Source organism: Actinomadura sp. NPDC000929 (assembly GCF_040492065.1).
Lineage (GTDB): Bacteria > Actinomycetota > Actinomycetes > Streptosporangiales > Streptosporangiaceae > Spirillospora > Spirillospora verrucosospora.
Genome location: NZ_JBEUPA010000046.1, coordinates 33,089 through 48,964, shown reverse-complemented (window position 1 = coordinate 48,964; position 15,876 = coordinate 33,089). Strand labels below are relative to the sequence as shown.

The window sequence follows — 15,876 nt, the reverse complement described above, 5'->3', positions numbered from 1 at the left end:
TTCGCCTGCCCAGTAGGGGTGTTCGAATTCCAAGGGCGTCCCGATGTTCTCGGTGACTCCGGTGGCGGGTGACAGGCTGAGTGATCGCAGCAGGGCGCCGTTTTCCCAGATCGCGTAGGCGAACCAGTCGGTGCCGCTGTGCATGGCGTGCAGGATCACCTGGCCGCTGTGGGTGCCGGCGCGTAGGAGATGGGCGGGGACTTGGGACGGGCGGCCCACCATCACCTGCTGGTCGCAGAGCACGTCGATGCCGGGGAAGCTGCCTGCGTAGGCGACCCCTTGATCGGGATAGATGTAGTCGTCCAGGTTCCCCGGGGAGGTGGTGGATCCGTCCCAGCCGGGGTTGGTCCGACTGATCAGCGCCGCGGTGGCCGCCGGGTCGGGCTCGGGCGTGCTGCGCAGTAGGTCGGCGAGGTGGCCGTCGGTGTAGATGAGGACGGCCGTTTTGGCACCCATGATTGATCACCTTCCGTTGTCCACCAGCCCATCTGGTCACAACTGGAGGGAACTTACATGGTCATTCAGACAGCGGGCCGGGGAGATCCTCGTCCTCCTGCAACGAGAGGAAGGTGGGTGCCCCATCTTCCGGGAGTACGGGTATGCAGCGGCCGCGCGTAGGTACCGAAAGCCGGTCGTGGACCGCTTCAGTCTGCCGGGAGGCGGACGCTGAAGACGTCCGGGTAGTGATGCACCACGGCGGACTCCACCGCGGCACGCAGCGCCGCAACACGGTCCCCGTGAGCCGCCCGTCGCTGACGCCGCCGACCAGTTCGGCAGTGACGAGGCACCTGTAAGGCTGGCTGGCATGTACGCCTGGAACGCCTCAACCAGAACAATTCTGCCCGGCGAGAGATCATCGTCAACGTCATCCGTACCTACCTGGACATGCCGCCTTGGTCCACATCGCGATGACCGAACTCATGACCCACCGCTCACCGGCGAGAGCACCCCCACCTGGCGCGGCACCTGCCCGAACTAGGCAGAACCGCAGGACGGAACAGCCACGAATTAGTCAAGGGGAGTCCTTCTATGTACAAGGCGATTACTACCTGGGCGATAGCCTGGAGGTCTCTTGTATGGGGGGTCTCGTGAACGAGGTAGTGGCATACGAGGTAGGAGAGCCCTGTTGGGCTGGCTTGTACAGTCCGAATACCGAGGTGTCGACGGCCTTCTATGAAGGTTTGTTCAATTGGAATTCGTACACGATCTCCTATGAACGGCTCGGCGACTGCACCACTTTCACCATGGGGCCGGACTCTGTCGAGACAGCGGGGATGACGAGGCTCCAGGACGACACTGAGGCACCTGGCTGGACCTGTTTCTTCAGCGTCACCGACACCGATGCGGCCGTCGGTACGGTCGAGGGGGCGGGCGGGCGTGCCTACTCGGACCCGTACGACAACGCCCATCTCGGCCGGGCGGCGCTGTGCGCGGATCCACTGGGCGCCGGGTTCGGCCTCTGGCAGGCGTACATCTGGCGCGGCGCGTTGAAGAGCGGAGAGCACGGGACGCTTGCGTGGATCGAGTTGCTCTGCCCGGACGTCGAAGCGGCGAAGCGCTTCTACGCGGACGTGTTCGGCTGGACGTTCACCACCGAGGACCACGGCTCCGGCGCATACACCTTGTGCCGCCTCGGTGACCGCTATGTCGCGGGCATGTCCCAGGCAGACCGCCTCCAATACGGGGACGCGCCCGCCTGGGCTCCTTACTTCACGGTCACCGACTGCGATGCCTCTGCGGGCCGGGCCGTCGAGTTGGGAGGTAGCGTCGAGGTACCGCCGATGGAGGGCCCGGTGGGCCGCGTCGTCGTCATCGCCGATCCCACTGGAGCACAGGCGGGACTCGTTCAAGGCGGTTGACCGGGCCGCGTGAACTCCTTCTGCGTTCTGCTGCCATCGCGTTCGCTTGGCACGGCGCCAGGACCGCCAGGCAGTGCTGCACCTGACGGTCCCGTGTCGAGTTTCCTGCCGCGGTAGTCGTCTGGCCGGTGTTCGCCCGGTCGGAGCGGCGCTCACTGTGTCAGCAGTAGACGGACTTGAGTTGCTGGTAGCCGGCCATGCCCTCAGGGCCGAGTTCGCGGCCGATACCGCTGGCCTTGACGCCGCCGAAGGGCGCGGCCGGGTCGGGCATGTACCTGTTGATGCCGATCGTTCCCGTGCGGACCCTGCGGGCCAGGCGCAGTGCCCGGTCGGTGTCGGTAGACCAGACGGTGCCGCCCAGGCCGTAGTCGGAGTCGTTGGCGATTCGCACGGCATCCTCGTCGTCGCGGTAGGGGATGACGGTGAGGACCGGCCCGAAGATCTCCTCCCGGCTGATCGCGGCGTCGTTGTCAACGTCGGCGAACACGGTCGGGTCGACGAACCAGCCGCGGTCGTGGTCGGCGGGGCGGCCGCCGCCCGTCGTGACGCGGCCGCCCTCGGCCCGGCCCTTGGCGATGAAGGACTCCACGCGGTCCCGTTGGCGGGCTGTGGCCATCGGCCCAATCTGTGTGCCCGGATCGAGGGAGTCGCCGACGCTCATCGAGCGGGCGAACTCGGTGAAGACGTCCACGACCTCGGTGTACCGGTGCCGCGGCGCGAGCACCCGGGTTCCGAGGAAGCAGGTCTGGCCGTTGTTCGCCAGGGTGGCGACGAAAAGGTCGGCGCCGATGGTGCCCAGGTCCAGGTCGGCATCGTCCAGGACGATCGCGGCCGATTTGCCGCCCAGCTCCAGTGTGACCGGGCGCAGCAGCCGCCCGCAGGTCTGGGCGATCTCTCGGCCGGCGGCGGTGGACCCGGTGAAGGCGACCTTGTCGACCCCCGGGTGGGCGACGAGATGCGCGCCGAGGTCACGGCCGCCGGGGACGATGGTGAGGACACCCGGTGGCAGGCCAGCGTCGATCGCTGTTCGGGCCAGGAGGAAGGCGTCCAGGACGGTCTCGGGGGACGGCTTGACGACGACGGTGCAGCCGGCGGCCAGCGCGGGGGCGATCTTCATGAAGCCGAGCGTCTGAGGGAAGTTCCACGGCACGATCGCCGCGACGACCCCTACGGGTTCTCTGAGTACCTTGATGCTCCCGCCCAGCATGCCTGGGCGGTTCTCCTCCTGCTGCGCTTCGGCGAGATCGGCGTAGTAGCGCAGCAGGAGGGCCGGGTAGAGGGCTTCCAACTGGGATGCGACCGCCACCGGCATCCCGTTCTGGGAAGAGACGAGCTCGGCGAACCGGTCCTTGCGGGCTTCGATCAGGTCGGCGAAGCGGCGCAGCGTTGCGGCCCGCCCGGCGGGGTTGAGGTCCCGCCATGCGGGGAACGCGGCGCGGGCGGCTGCCACGGCGGCGTCGGCGTCGGCCGGCCCGGCGGCCGGCACCTCGCCGATCGGCTCCTCGGTGTTCGGTGACACGACGCGGATCGTCATTCGGGTTGTCGGGGCCACCCAGTCGCCGCCGATAGGCAGCGAATCGTATCGCTTGATCATTGGTTTCCTTCCTTCTGTGCCTTGCGGAGGCTGTGCTCGCCGATTCACCGGGAGCCGTTCAGCATGGATTTGATCCAGGGAATGGTCATCGCGAAGAGTGCGGCCGCCCCGAGCGAGGCGAGGCCGAGGACGGAGAAGTAGGCGCCCTCGCGTGCGGGGGAATAGAAGCCTGCCAGCATGCCCGAGGCGGCCGATCCCGCCGCTGTGGACAAGAAAAGCAGGGCGACTGTCTGGGTCTGGAACGCCTTCGGTGCGAGTTGGGTCGACAGCGCCAATTGCACGGGGGACACGAAGAGTTCCGCCAGCGTGAAGACCAGGAGGATCCCGGCCAGCGCGAGCGGCGGGTTGACCGCGCCGTCGTTTCCGGCCATGGGGAGAAAGAGCAGGAACGACAGGCCGATCAGGACGACTCCGACGAGGAACTTCGTCGGCGTGGACGGCTCGTGGGACCCGGCGCGGGCCCACAGCGACACGAGAATCGGGGTGAGGAGGATGACGAAGAACGGCACTGCTGAGCTGAAGAACTCCGGCGGCATGGCAAAGCCGAGGACGTGGAGGTCGAGGCGGGTTGCCGCGTAGACCTGCACGACCGTGAACTGCTGCTGGTAGAGCGCCCAGAAAACGCAGTTGATGAGGAACATCGGGATGAGCCCGTACACGCGGCGCCGTTCCGCGGCCGATACCTTCGCGCTGCACAGCATGGTCGTGAAATAGCCGACGATGACCGCCACCACGACGACGGTGATCGCGGTCGCCAGATGACGGATCGACAGCGCACCCACCGCGGCCGCCGGCACGAGGAGGAGGAGGACGCCGGCCGCTGCGGCGGCCGCCTTCACCATCGCGGACCGGGGCAGCTGGTCCGGCACGGTACGCCCGCGCGGGGCCAGGTGCCGACGTCCTCCGTAGAGCAGGACCAGGCCGATGGCCATGCCGATCGCCGCGATCCCGAAGCCGTAGTGGAATCCCAGGCGGGTGCGTGCGAGCCCGGTGAGAAGGGGGCCCGCTAGGGCTCCGATGTTGAGGCCCATGTAGAAGAGCAGGAATCCGTTGTCGCGGCGCCGGTCCCCTTCGCCGTACAGGTGCCCCAGCGAGGAGGTCAGGTTGCCGATCTGGCCACCGCTTCCCACCACGAGCAGGGCGAGCCCGATCCAGACGCCGGCGAATCCCGGAACGATGGCGAGTGCGACGTGACCGAGCATGATGAGCGTGACGCTGCAGAAGAGCGTCCGCTCCGAGCCCAGGAGCCGGTCGGCGACCCAGCCGCCGATCACCGTGCAGAGGTAGACCAGGCCGCCGTACGCGCCGATGACCGACGTGGCCTCTGCCTTGGACAGGCCCAGCCCGCCTTCCGACACCGGGAAGAACAGGTAGTACAGAAGGACGACCTGCATGCCGTAGAAGGAGAATCGCTCCCAGAGGCCGATTCCCGCTAGCGTCACCAGTCCTCGCGGCTGGCCCACGATCGTTGTCGGTCTCGCCGGGTCCGCATTCGTTGTGGTCATGGTGGCGCCCTTCTCTAGGCGGTCATCAAGGTCCGTGCCGTGGTGATGAAGTGGTCGATATCGGTGGTCTCGGTGTCGAAGGAACAGACGAACCGAACGGTGCCGGCCGCCGCGTCCCAGGTGTGGAAGGAGAATTCGTCCGCCAGGCGTGCCGTCATGGTCGGCGGCATCCTCGCGAACACCGCGTTCGCCTGAACCGGATGGAGGACCTCGACGCCCGGGACGGTGCTGAGGCTCGAGGCGAGGTAGGAGGCGGCGGAATTGGCCGCCATGGCGTTGCGACGCCACAGCCCGTCGGTGAGCAGGGCCACGAACTGCGCGCTCAGGAATCGCATCTTCGAGGCCAACTGCGTCACCTGCTTGCGGGTGTGCAAGTAGTGCTGCGCGGCGGCGACTCCTCCGGCGCTCCCCGCGAAGACGACGGCCTCCCCGAAAAGCAGCCCGTTCTTGGTGCCACCGAACGAGAGGATGTCGACGCCCGCCGCTGTGCTGACCTCGGCGAGCGAGCTTCCGACCGACACGGCCGCGTTGGCCAGCCGGGCGCCGTCCATGTGCACCAGCAGGCCCCGCTCGCGGGCCCAGGCAGCCAGCTCTGCCACCTGGGCCGGCCGGTACACCGTGCCGAGTTCGGAGGCGTTGGTGAGCGACAGGACCGCGGGGACGACCTGATGCTCGCCGCGACCGACGGGCGGCATGGCTGCTTCCAGCCGCTCGGGGGTGAGCAGACCGCGCTCTGCGGGCACAGGGATCACGGTGCTTCCGATGAGGCGGGCCGGTGCCCCGCACTCGTCGGTGTGCAGGTGCGCGTCGGCTGAGCAGATCACCGCCTGGTAGGGCCGCAGCGCCGCGGCGAGCGCGGACACGTTCGCGCCCGTACCGTTGAAAACCAGGAACGTCTGGCTGCCAGCCCCGAACTCCGCGGAGAGCAGGTCTTGCGCGCACGCGGTCCAGGAGTCCGCGCCGTAGCTCGGTGCGTGGCCGACGTTGGCCTCTGCCACCCTCGCCAGCACCTCGGGATGCACGCCGGACGCGTTGTCGCTGGTGAAGCCCCGCCGTGGCGACGGGGGCCGCCTGTCAGCCATGGGAGGTCCCCAGCCATTCCATGGCGGCGGCGACCAGCGCGCTCACCCCGGTGGTGAGCGTGGGCTGCACAATCGGCGCGAAGAGCGGGGAATGATTGGACGGGATGTCCTCGTCCACCGTGCCCGCCTTCAACGCGGTGGCGTACGCCTCGGGATCGGTGCCGCCCAGCGACCAGAACACCGAGGGGGCACTGGCGGCCTCGCCGAACTCGCCGAAGTCCTCGCTGCCCATGATGGGCGCGATCTCGGTGGCCGCGTCGTCTCCCAGCAGCGCCCGCAGGGCGCCGGCGACCCGCTCGGTCGCCACCGGGTCGTTCACCGTGGGGGAGAACCGGGCCAGCTCGTCGAACCGCGGTGGCCGGGGTGAACCAGAAGCGGCGCACTCGGCCTCGATGATGCGCCGCACTGAGGACACCATGCGCGCGCTGACCTCCCGGTCGAAGCTGCGGATGCTGAGGCTGAGGTCGGCGTGGTCGGCGATGATGTTGGCCTTGGCCCCGGCGCGCAGAGCGCCGACGGTCAGCACCGCCTGCTCGTCTGCGGCCACCTCACGCGAGACGATGGTCTGGAGCCGCATCACCGTCGAGGCCGCCAGAACCACCGGGTCCACCCCGGACTGCGGCCGCGAGCCATGCGCGCCCCTGCCGTACAAACGCACGTCGAAGCCGTCGGAGGCCGCCAGGAACGGCCCGCTCCGATATCCCACGGTCCCCGCGGCGTGGGGGAAGACGTGCTGGCCCAGCACGACGTCGGGCTTCCCAGTGATCTCGAAGAGACCGTCGGCGAGCATGCGCTGGGCGCCGCCGCGTCCTTCCTCAGCGGGCTGGAACACCGCGATGAGCGTGCCGGACCAGAGGCCGGCCGACGCCGCCATCAGCCGCGCTGCACCCAGCAGGCAGGTCACGTGGACGTCGTGGCCGCATGCGTGCATGAGCGGGACGATCTCGCCCGTATCTTCCGTCGCGGTCGCCGTGCTCGCGTAGTCGAGTCCCGTCTGCTCCTTGACCGGCAGAGCGTCCATGTCCGCGCGGAGCATGACGGCGGGGCCCTCGCCGTTGCGCAGAACGCCGACCACGCCGGTGGCGCCGATCCCATCGGTCACCGCGAACCCGTCCACCTGAAGCCGGGCGGCAACGATGGCCGCCGTCCGGTGTTCGGCGTAGGCGAGCTCGGGATGCGCATGCAGATCCCGATAGACGGCCTCCAGATCCGGCATGGCCTCGGAGAGGGAGCGCAGCACGTCCGGTGTGGGCATCGACACGACTCCAAAGTTCGATTAACGCACGTTTGTTCGCTAGTGGAGGCATCGTAAAGCGACCTGGGCGTGCTGGCAATGGTTGATTTCGGCGGAACCGCCACGTCAGGGCGTTGCGTCGACCGCCCGGACGTCGTAGCGTTGACCCCGAGCGAAAGACGAACATCTGTGCGTTAATCGAACATGGAGGGTGCTGTGAGCGGGAACGGCTGGGATCTGATCGTCGTGGGGGCGGGTTCGGCGGGGGCCCCGCTCGCCGCCCGGGCAGCCGAGAAGGGCGCGCGGGTACTGCTCCTGGAGGCCGGCCCGGACTACACCGCCGCCGAGATGCCGGAGGTGTGGCGGTCGCCGAACCCGATGCGTGCTCTCCTCGATCCCACCGCCTCCGAACGCCTCATCTGGCAGGGCCTCGATGCGACCAGGACCGACCGGCAGGCCCCGGCGCCCTTCTGGCGTGGCCGCGGGGTCGGCGGCAGCTCTGCGGTCAACGGGCAGATCGCGATCCGGCCGCCGATGGAGGACTTCGATGACTGGGCCGGCGCCGGATGCACCGGCTGGTCCCCGCGGGATGTGCTGCCTTACTTCGCCAGGCTGGAGGACGACGAGCAGTTCGGCGACGAGCGGTACCACGGTCGCGGCGGCCCCATCCCCATCCACCGGACACCCCAGGACCGATGGGGTGCGGTCGACGCCGCGCTGCACCGCGCGGCCACCGCGGCGGGCCACCCTTGGGCGCCGGACGTCAACGCGCCCGGCGCGACCGGGCTCTCGCCCTACCCGATCAACTCTCGCGGCGGGCGCCGAGTCACCACGAACGACGCCTACCTCGAACCGGCCCGGAGAGGGACTGGACTGACCGTCCGGGGGGACTCTCTCGTGGATCGCATCCTCGTCGCCGACGGCCGGGCCGTCGGCGTCCGCGTCGTCACCGGCGGCGCCGCGACCAGCGAGTACGCGGATCTCGTCGTGCTGAGCGCCGGAGCAATCCACAGCCCGGCGATCCTGATGCGGTCGGGCATAGGCCCGGCCGGCGACCTGCGAGCGCTGGGCATCGAGGTGCTGCGTGACCTGCCGGTCGGCCAGGGGCTCCAGGACCACCCTGTGGTCTTCTTCGGCATCCCGCTGAACGCCGAGTCGGCGGTACGCACGCCCGACGACCGGCATACCAACGTGTGCGTCCGGTATTCCAGCGGCGATCCGGAGGGGCAGCCGAACGACATGCTGCTCTCATCCGGCAACCAGAACGTGCTGGCGATGGAGTTCGCCGACCTGCGTTTCGGCGCCGGAGCCTTCGGGGTCTGGGTCAACCAGGTCTACTCCCGGGGGACGGTACGGCTGGCCTCACCCGACCCGACCGTCCAACCCGAAGTGCACGAGCGGATGCTCGCCGACCCCCGCGACCTCGCCCGGCTGCGAGCCGGCATACGGCACGTCGTCGACCTGGCCCGCAGTGACGACGTCGCGCCGATCACCGCCCACTCTCCGGACCGGCTCAACGAAGACCTGCTCAAGGTCATCGATGACGACACGGCACTGGACGGCTACCTGCTCGCCACCGCCTACGACGCCCAGCACGCGACCAGCACCTGCGCCATGGGCGACCCGTCGGCCCCGGCCACGGTGGTCGACCCGGACTGTCGCGTCCTCGGGCTGGACGGGCTCCGCGTTGTGGACGCCTCGATCCTGCCGACCGTGCCGCGCGCCAACACCAACCTCGTGGCGATCATGGCCGGCGAACTGATGGCGGACCGGATCGGCTGACGAGAAGGGAACGACCATGCGTACACTGCGCAACCTGGTCGGCGGAGCCTGGACCCCGTCCGCCGACCCCTCACTTCTCGACCTGGTGGACCCCGCCACCGAAGAGACCGTCGCCTGCCTCCCTGGCGGCTCTCCGCACGACGTGGACCGCGCCGTCGCCGCGGCGGCCAAGGCGCAACCCGGGTGGCGGGCGCTGGGCGTCGCCGAACGGGTGCGGCGGATCGGCGCGTACGCCGACGTCGTCGGCGCCCACGCGGACGAACTGGCGCGGCTCCAGTGCCAGGAGATGGGGCAGCCGGTCGTACTCGGCCGCTCCTTCGTCGAGGCCGGCGCGGCGGCACTGCGAAACGACGCCGAAGCCGCCCTGGACTACCCGTTTGCGACCTCGGTCGCCCATGACGGGGGCGCGACCGAGATCGTCCGGCATCCGCTGGGGGTGGCGGCGGTCATCACACCCTGGAACTTCCCCATCGCCACCCTGCTGTCGATCATCGGACCGCTGCTGGCCGCGGGCAACACCGTGGTCGTCAAACCCTCAGAGCGCTCGCCGCTGTCGGCGGCCCGACTGTGCGAACTGCTCTCGCTCCCGGACGGAGTCGTGAACCTCGTTCTCGGGGACGCGCGCGCGGGTGCACCCCTGGCCGAGCATCCCGGGATAGGCCTCGTCCATTTCACCGGATCCGTCCCGGCGGGCCGGGCGGTCGGCGCCGGTGCCGGCCGCCGGCTGCACCGCGCGATCCTGGAACTCGGCGGCAAGGACCCCGTGATCATCGACTCGGACGCCGATCCGATCGGTGCGGCCGCGGCGGTCGCGCACGGCGCCTTCGTCAATTCGGGCCAGATCTGCACCTCGATGGAACGCGTCTACGTCCACCGCGCCATCGCCGACCGGTTCGTCGACGCGCTGGTGGACGCCGCGCGCGGCTACACCTACGGCGACGGGCGCGACGCGTCGACGGTCCTCGGGCCGCTGGTCGACCGGCGCCAGCGCGATCTGGTCCACGGGCACGTCCTCGACGCCGCCGCCAAGGGGGCGAGGATCCGCATCGGCGGGGAGGTGCCGGCCGGGCCGGGCTTCTTCTACCCGGCCACGGTCCTGACCGGTGTGGACGACTCGATGGCGGTCATGACCGAGGAGACGTTCGGCCCGGTCGCCCCGGTGCGGGTCGTCGACTCCTTCAAAGAGGGGGTGGAGCTCGCCTCGCGCTCACGCTTCGGCCTTGCCGCGACCGTGTACACCGGGAACCCCGACCACGTGACCGCGGCCCGCACGATCCCCGCCGGGTTGCTCTGGGTGAACGAATGGCAGGGCGGCGGCCCCGGGCGGCTCTTCGAGCCGGCGGGGGACAGCGGTATGGGCGCCTGGGGCGCGCAGGCCGCCTACGACGCCGCGACCCGACCGGCGGCGATCCACACCGCCCCGGTTCAGAGGAGCTGAGCGTGCAGTTCGTCAGCGGCGTCCCGCAGGAGCGACAGGACCTCGCCGTGCATGACCTCCGCGGAGAACCGCTCGATGTTGCAGCCGACGTGGATGGCCGCGATGACGCGGTCGTCCCAGCGGCGCAGGGGGACGGCGATGGAGTGCGCGCCCGCATCGACGTCGTTGGCCACGTAGCAGTAGCCGTCCTCGCGGATCCGGTCGAGCGTCTCCTCGTCCACCGAGCCACCCGCCGCCTCGATCGCCGCTCGTCCGCGCGCGCTTTCGTCCGGAGGCAGGAAGGCGAGAAGGACCTTGCCCAACGAGGAGACTGCCGCGGGCGTCCGGTAGCCGATCCCGCTTCCCACCTGGATCAGGCGGTTGGGTACGGAACGGGCGACCATCACCGCGTCCGCCTCGTCGAGGACCGCGACCGAGCACGCCTCCTGCAGCCGAGCACAGATGCGGTCGCAGACGGGCTGCATGACGGCGCTGGTCATGTTGGACGTCAGGTAGCCGGACGCGAGCCGCAGGATTCGGGGTGTGAGCTCGTAGGCTCGGCCGTCGGCCGCCAGAAAGCCCAGGTGCTCAAGGGTGAGAACGGCCCGCCGCACCGTCGCACGGGAGAGGCCCAGCTCGCGGGCCAGGTCAGCCTGGGTCAGCCGCCGATTCTCGGCGGAGAAGGCCGACAGCACCGCCAGCCCGCGCGCCAACGCCTCGGAGAAGTCCGCCGCATTGGGTGCGTTGGCGATCCGCCGCTGCCGTCGTGCCTCACTGTCGCGTTCCGCCAAGCGTCCCATCGTGCCATTCCGTTCCGTAGTCAGACCCCAACCGTAGCGGGCGAACACTTGTGCGGCAATCGGACACCATGAGTACCGTTTCGTCACCCACACCGACAGCGAAGGGCACACGAGCATGCCTGACCTGACCTTCGTCGCGATCTCCGGGAGCCTCCGGCGCCGATCGCACAACACCGGCCTGCTCCGGGCTCTCCGGGAACTGGCCCCGCCTGGTGTCACCCTCGACATCGTCGAGTCTCTGGGATCCCTACCCCACTTCGACCAGGACCTGGAGGACGGCCCTGCACCAGCACCCATCGCGGACCTGCGCCGGCGCGTGCGGCGAGCGGACGGGGTCGTCATCGCCACCCCCGAATACAACTCCTCGATCCCGGGCGCCCTGATGAACGCCCTCGACTGGCTCTCCCGCCCAGCCCACGACCCGTCGCTGCGCGGCAAACCCGTCGCTGTGCTCGGGGCCTCCCCGTCACAGTTCGGCACCGCCCGCGCTCAGCTCGTCCTGCGCCAGATCCTCCACCGCATCCAGGCTCCCGTCGTCGCCCACCCGGAGGTGACGCTCTTCCGATCCCATGAGCGTTTCGACGCCGGGGGCGCCATGACCGGAGACGAGATCACCGAGGGCCTTCTCCGGGAGTTGCTCGCCGGCCTCATCGACCTGGCCGAGCGCACGTCCAAGGCGTCAAGAGGCGCCGCACCGGTCTGAGGGGCGGGAACCACTCGTCCGAAAACCAGCCCGCCCAAGGGCCTGCTCCCTACCCGTCACCAAGCAAGAAGGACACCTCATGACATCGAGTCCCAGCACCCTGGTTGAGCGCAGCATCCCCTTTCTCTCCGAGGTCAGGAACCGCACCGCGGGCCCTGACCTGGAATCCTGGCTCAACACGACCTACGGCCCGGGTTCTCCCCTGTGGGACGACCTGGCCGGAATGGTGACCGACGGCGTAGCGGCCGGCTGGGCGGCGAACATCGAAGTTGACGGCCCCGACTACCGGCGCAGCCGGATCGCCGAGCCGAGTGAGGAACTCCACTACTTCAGCATCACCGCCGTCTACATGAACAGCGTCCCGCCCTATCGCGGCCAGTACCACCAGCACCCCTACGGAGAACTCAACCTCGTAGTACCCCTCCACGCCGGCGCCCGCCTGGCGGGTCCGCTCGGCTGGTCGGGCGCGGGATGGACCGCACCGGCCCCGGGCAGTCACCACTATCCCGAGGTGAAGGGCGGCGCCCTGATCGCCCTCTTCTACCTGCCGGCAGGACGCATCTCCTACGACATCACCCCGCCCACAGATGCATGAGAACGGTTCCGGACAGAACGACGATCCCGTGATGCCCAGACCGCTCGCCCCCACCCGACCGCGAGCCGCGGTAACCGTCGAAGAGGCCCTTCGCACGCGCCGGTCCGTGCGGGCCTTCCGCCAGGTTCCGGTGTCTCGAGAGGAGGTCGAACGGCTGCTCGCACTCGCATCGATGTCAGCGAGCAACTCCAACAGCCAGCCCTGGCGAGTCCACATTCTGATGGGGGCGGCCAAGCACAGGTTGACAAGCGCGCTGCTCGAAGCATTCGAAAACGGTCGGCGGCTTTCGGAAACCGAGCTGGAATACCCGTACCAGCCCGCCCCCGATGCCTGGCCGGAGCCCTTCCGCACGCGACGGCATAGCTTCGGAGAATGGCTGTACGGAGACCTTCTGGGGATCAGTCGGGCCGACAAGGTACTGCGAGGCGCCTACCACGCCCGCAACTACACCTTCTTCGGAGCTCCGGTGGGCCTGGTCGTCACGGTCAGCCGGCACCTACTCGCCGGTGCGCTCATTGACGCAGGACTGTTCCTGCAAGCCCTGATGCTTGCCGCTCGCGGGGCCGGGCTGGACACATGCCCTCAGGCATCGCTGCTCCATTTCCATCCCGTTCTACGCGACCGGCTGTCGATCCCCGATGACCAGACCATCGTGTGTGGCCTCGCGCTTGGATATGCCGATCCCGAGCACGTGCTATGCACCCAGCGCACGACCCGCGAGCCGGTGGAGAACTTCGCGGTCTTCCACAGCGAAGACAAGTGGTCGCCTTTGGCCCGAGACACGGCACACTGACGGAAGGGAACCAAGTTGCCGAGCTCTGAAGCGCTCGTCTTCGACGTGTACGGAACCCTTGTCGATCCCATCGGGGTCGCGAGGGACTTGGAAGAATGGATGCCACCCGCCGACGCGGCCGAAGTCGCCAGGATCTGGCGCCAGAAGCAACTCGACATCAGTTTCCGTCTTACCGCCATGGGCCGGTACGAGGACTTCGGCTGGTGCACGCGCAAAGCGCTGGACCACGCGCTCGCCGTGTTGGACAAGAAGGTGGAGAACAGTGACAAGGAATCGCTGATCGCGCGCTATAACGACCTTGAACCGTTTCCTGACGCCGCCCCGGCACTGCAAGCGCTGCTCGACCGGGGACACGTCCTGGCCATCCTGTCGAACGGCGCGCCGTCGATGCTCGACGCGATCCTAGACGCCACCGAACTGCGACGGTACTTCGCCGAGGTCATGAGCGTGGACGAGGTCCGTGCGTTCAAACCGTCCCCGCGCCCGTACCATCATGCGGCCATACGTCTCAACCGGACACCATCGCGGGTGCGCCTGGTGTCGTGCAACTCTTTCGACATCATCGGCGCAGAGTCGGCCGGGCTCCGCGCGGCCTGGATTGACCGCTCAGGCGGCGCGTTCGAACCGGACGGCAGCCCACCGGACATCGTGATCCGCTCCCTCACCGACCTCCTCACCGCGCTCACCCCAGAGAGCTGACGCCCAGCCCAGGGACCCCGTAGCGGCCCGCCTGTCGGTGCTGGACCGGTTCCTGCCGGTGTGGATCGGCGCGGCCATGGCGCTCGGCCTGCTCGCCGGCTGCGCCGTCCCGGGCCTGAACGATGCGCTGGAGTCGGTGAAGGTCGACGGGATCTCCCTGCCGATCGCGCTCGGCCTGCTGGTGATGATGTACCCCGTTCTGGCAAGGTGATCGACGTTCTAGAAGGTCGAGCACCTTGGTCGAGGCTGGTGGCATGGGAACGGCGGGGAGGCATTTGCCTCCCCGCCGCGGTTCATGTGGGGATCACTGTTTCGTGATCTGGATGCGGTCCGCCACCGGTTGCAGCACCGAGGTGAGCAGGGTGGCGGCTTCGGTGTTGCCGCGCTGGACCAGCGGCCACAGTACGGCCGCCACCTCCAGCCAGTGGCTGTCGGCCGTGCCGGAGGCCGGTGCCTCCGGCTGCCGAGCCCCGGTGACCGCCAAGGACGATCGCCGGGCATCAGTTGGGGTTGGCACACCACCGGCCATGTCGGCGGGCACGGTGCCCGCCACCGCGGGGACGGCCGCACCTCCCGAAGGAATCACGGCCTCGGCGGCGAGGTGATGTCCGTGCGGCAGCCCGCCGGACCGCATGGCGAACAGCCGCCGGACCAGCGGCCTGTCCAGTTCAGTGGTGTTGGCCGCGATGGCCACCGCGAGGATCACCACTCCGGTGGCCACGAACCAGCCGGGGACTTCCCCCAGCAGCAGCAGCCCGACCGGCAGGCCCATGATCGGCTCACCGGCGGCCAGCACACCGAACTTCTCCTTGCCGAGGTAGCCGATGGCCCGCGCCTCCAGTACCGGAGCAACGGCCACCGTGAGCAGGCCGGTGAGCACGGCCAGCCCGATGATGTGGGGCTGGAACCATTCCAGGCCCCCCGAGATCACCAGCCAGCTGGCCGCGCCCGGGATGGTCAGCAGACCGGCCAAGGCCAGGCCGACCGTTTCGGCGCCCCGCTCCTCCAGCTTCTCCATCGCGCTGATGTTGACGGCGAAACACGCCGCGGCCGCGGCGGCGAAGGCGTAACCGAGCCAGTCGGTGTGCGCCTCCTCCTGCAGCGACATGATCCACAGGCCCGCGCCGGCGAGCACTGGCCAGAGCACCGCGGCGTAGCGGGACTCGCGCACCGAGCCCCACACCGCCACCAGCAGCGGGCCGCAGAACGCGATCGCGATCACCGTGGCGAAACTACCCACCCGCTGAGTCGCAGCGACCAGCAGCGGCAGATAGAACACGTTCGCCACCGCCACGCACCCGATCGGCCACCGGGCCGACCGTGCCGAGGCACGCTCCCGGCGGAACACTTCGGCGACCGCGCCGTTGGTGCGGAACGGCCGCACTTCCAGACCGAACCTGAGCGCGGCGTATCCCGCGAGGAACAGTCCACCGAAGATCGCGCCGAGCGCGCCCGGCGCGAAGGGGAACTGCTTCTCATCTTCGGCGCCAAGGGCGGAGAACGCGTCCCCCGCCACACAGAACAGCAACCCCAGCAGGCCGATGACGACCCCCCGCAGCGTGCCGTTCCCAGGCAATCGCACCTTGGACATGAGCAAGCCTCTCTTGTTTGTCTTGTCTCCCCGGCGCAGAGCCGGGCGGCGGGCAGCCTCTGCCCACAACGAGTACAGTCCAAGGTGAGGCAACAATGACAACCGTTATCAATCTCACGGTTCGTCGGCGAGATGTTCGGGCGTTCGTCTAACGGTGGCCGACGCTGCTCAAGCGTCACCCCTGGCAACGGCACCCGATGTCGGCGGGGCTACGCCGCCCTG

The 15,876-nt window shown here is 69.0% G+C and carries 14 protein-coding genes and 1 pseudogene; 8 read left to right on the top strand and 7 right to left on the bottom strand.

All coding sequences use genetic code 11. The features are described 5' to 3' along the window. On the bottom strand, positions 1–456 hold a 456-nt coding region (locus tag ABWI04_RS18625; protein ID WP_502913136.1), incomplete at its 3' end, for a DUF6928 family protein. Between the two features lie 701 nt (positions 457–1,157). Here ABWI04_RS18625 and ABWI04_RS18620 point away from each other — a divergent pair. Then, positions 1,158–1,859 (top strand): VOC family protein, encoded by a 702-nt coding sequence (locus ABWI04_RS18620; RefSeq protein WP_353833204.1) that lies wholly within the window; start codon positions 1,158–1,160, stop codon positions 1,857–1,859. Positions 1,860–2,019: 160 nt separating this feature from the next. Here ABWI04_RS18620 and ABWI04_RS18615 read toward each other — a convergent pair whose 3' ends face one another. Genes ABWI04_RS18615 through ABWI04_RS18600 form a run of 4 tightly spaced genes read right to left on the bottom strand, consistent with a single transcriptional unit; the run spans position 2,020 to position 7,295 of the window. After that, positions 2,020–3,453 (bottom strand): aldehyde dehydrogenase, encoded by a 1,434-nt coding sequence (locus ABWI04_RS18615; protein WP_353833203.1) that lies wholly within the window; start codon positions 3,451–3,453, stop codon positions 2,020–2,022. Between the two features lie 44 nt (positions 3,454–3,497). Then, complete coding sequence (locus ABWI04_RS18610) at positions 3,498–4,916, bottom strand: peptide MFS transporter (RefSeq protein WP_353833202.1); 1,419 nt, start codon at positions 4,914–4,916, stop codon at positions 3,498–3,500. A gap of 56 nt (positions 4,917–4,972) precedes the next feature. Continuing rightward, positions 4,973–6,040 carry a threonine aldolase family protein gene (locus ABWI04_RS18605; RefSeq protein WP_353833201.1) on the bottom strand — a complete coding sequence of 356 codons (1,068 nt, stop codon included), beginning with the start codon at positions 6,038–6,040 and terminating at the stop codon, positions 4,973–4,975. Then, positions 6,033–7,295, bottom strand: coding sequence for an amidohydrolase (locus ABWI04_RS18600; RefSeq protein WP_353833200.1), 1,263 nt, complete (start codon positions 7,293–7,295; stop codon positions 6,033–6,035). The genes ABWI04_RS18605 and ABWI04_RS18600 overlap by 8 nt, the downstream gene beginning before the upstream one ends. Before the next feature lie 195 nt (positions 7,296–7,490). Between ABWI04_RS18600 and ABWI04_RS18595 the strand changes: the two genes are divergently transcribed. Continuing rightward, positions 7,491–9,056: a GMC family oxidoreductase gene (locus ABWI04_RS18595; RefSeq protein WP_353833199.1), complete on the top strand. Its 1,566-nt coding sequence runs from the start codon at positions 7,491–7,493 to the stop codon at positions 9,054–9,056. Positions 9,057–9,072: 16 nt separating this feature from the next. Further along, positions 9,073–10,494, top strand: a complete 1,422-nt coding sequence (locus tag ABWI04_RS18590) for an aldehyde dehydrogenase family protein (protein ID WP_353833198.1) — start codon at positions 9,073–9,075, stop codon at positions 10,492–10,494. On the opposite strand, the gene ABWI04_RS18585 is transcribed toward ABWI04_RS18590, so the two are convergent. Beyond that, on the bottom strand, positions 10,482–11,273 hold the full coding sequence (locus ABWI04_RS18585) for an IclR family transcriptional regulator domain-containing protein (RefSeq protein ID WP_353833197.1): 792 nt from the start codon (positions 11,271–11,273) through the stop codon (positions 10,482–10,484). The genes ABWI04_RS18590 and ABWI04_RS18585 overlap by 13 nt on opposite strands. 115 nt (positions 11,274–11,388) lie before the next feature. Between ABWI04_RS18585 and ABWI04_RS18580 the strand changes: the two genes are divergently transcribed. The 5 genes and pseudogenes from ABWI04_RS18580 to ABWI04_RS18560 form a co-directional block, all read left to right on the top strand. Next, positions 11,389–11,976 (top strand): NADPH-dependent FMN reductase, encoded by a 588-nt coding sequence (locus ABWI04_RS18580; protein ID WP_353833196.1) that lies wholly within the window; start codon positions 11,389–11,391, stop codon positions 11,974–11,976. Between the two features lie 79 nt (positions 11,977–12,055). Beyond that, complete coding sequence (locus ABWI04_RS18575; RefSeq protein ID WP_353833195.1) at positions 12,056–12,571, top strand: DUF4863 family protein; 516 nt, start codon at positions 12,056–12,058, stop codon at positions 12,569–12,571. After that, positions 12,564–13,364: a nitroreductase gene (locus ABWI04_RS18570; RefSeq protein WP_353833194.1), complete on the top strand. Its 801-nt coding sequence runs from the start codon at positions 12,564–12,566 to the stop codon at positions 13,362–13,364. Before ABWI04_RS18575 ends, ABWI04_RS18570 begins: the two co-directional genes overlap by 8 nt. Positions 13,365–13,379: 15 nt before the next feature. After that, a complete protein-coding gene (locus tag ABWI04_RS18565; RefSeq protein ID WP_353833193.1) occupies positions 13,380–14,063 on the top strand; it encodes a haloacid dehalogenase type II in 684 nt (227 codons plus the stop codon). 31 nt (positions 14,064–14,094) lie between these two features. Then, positions 14,095–14,271 (top strand): annotated as a pseudogene (locus ABWI04_RS18560) (ACR3 family arsenite efflux transporter); the annotation flags it as partial. 96 nt (positions 14,272–14,367) lie between these two features. On the opposite strand, the gene ABWI04_RS18555 reads toward ABWI04_RS18560, so the two are convergent. Next, positions 14,368–15,654 carry a DMT family transporter gene (locus tag ABWI04_RS18555; protein WP_353833192.1) on the bottom strand — a complete coding sequence of 429 codons (1,287 nt, stop codon included), beginning with the start codon at positions 15,652–15,654 and terminating at the stop codon, positions 14,368–14,370. Positions 15,655–15,876: the final 222 nt, after the last annotated feature.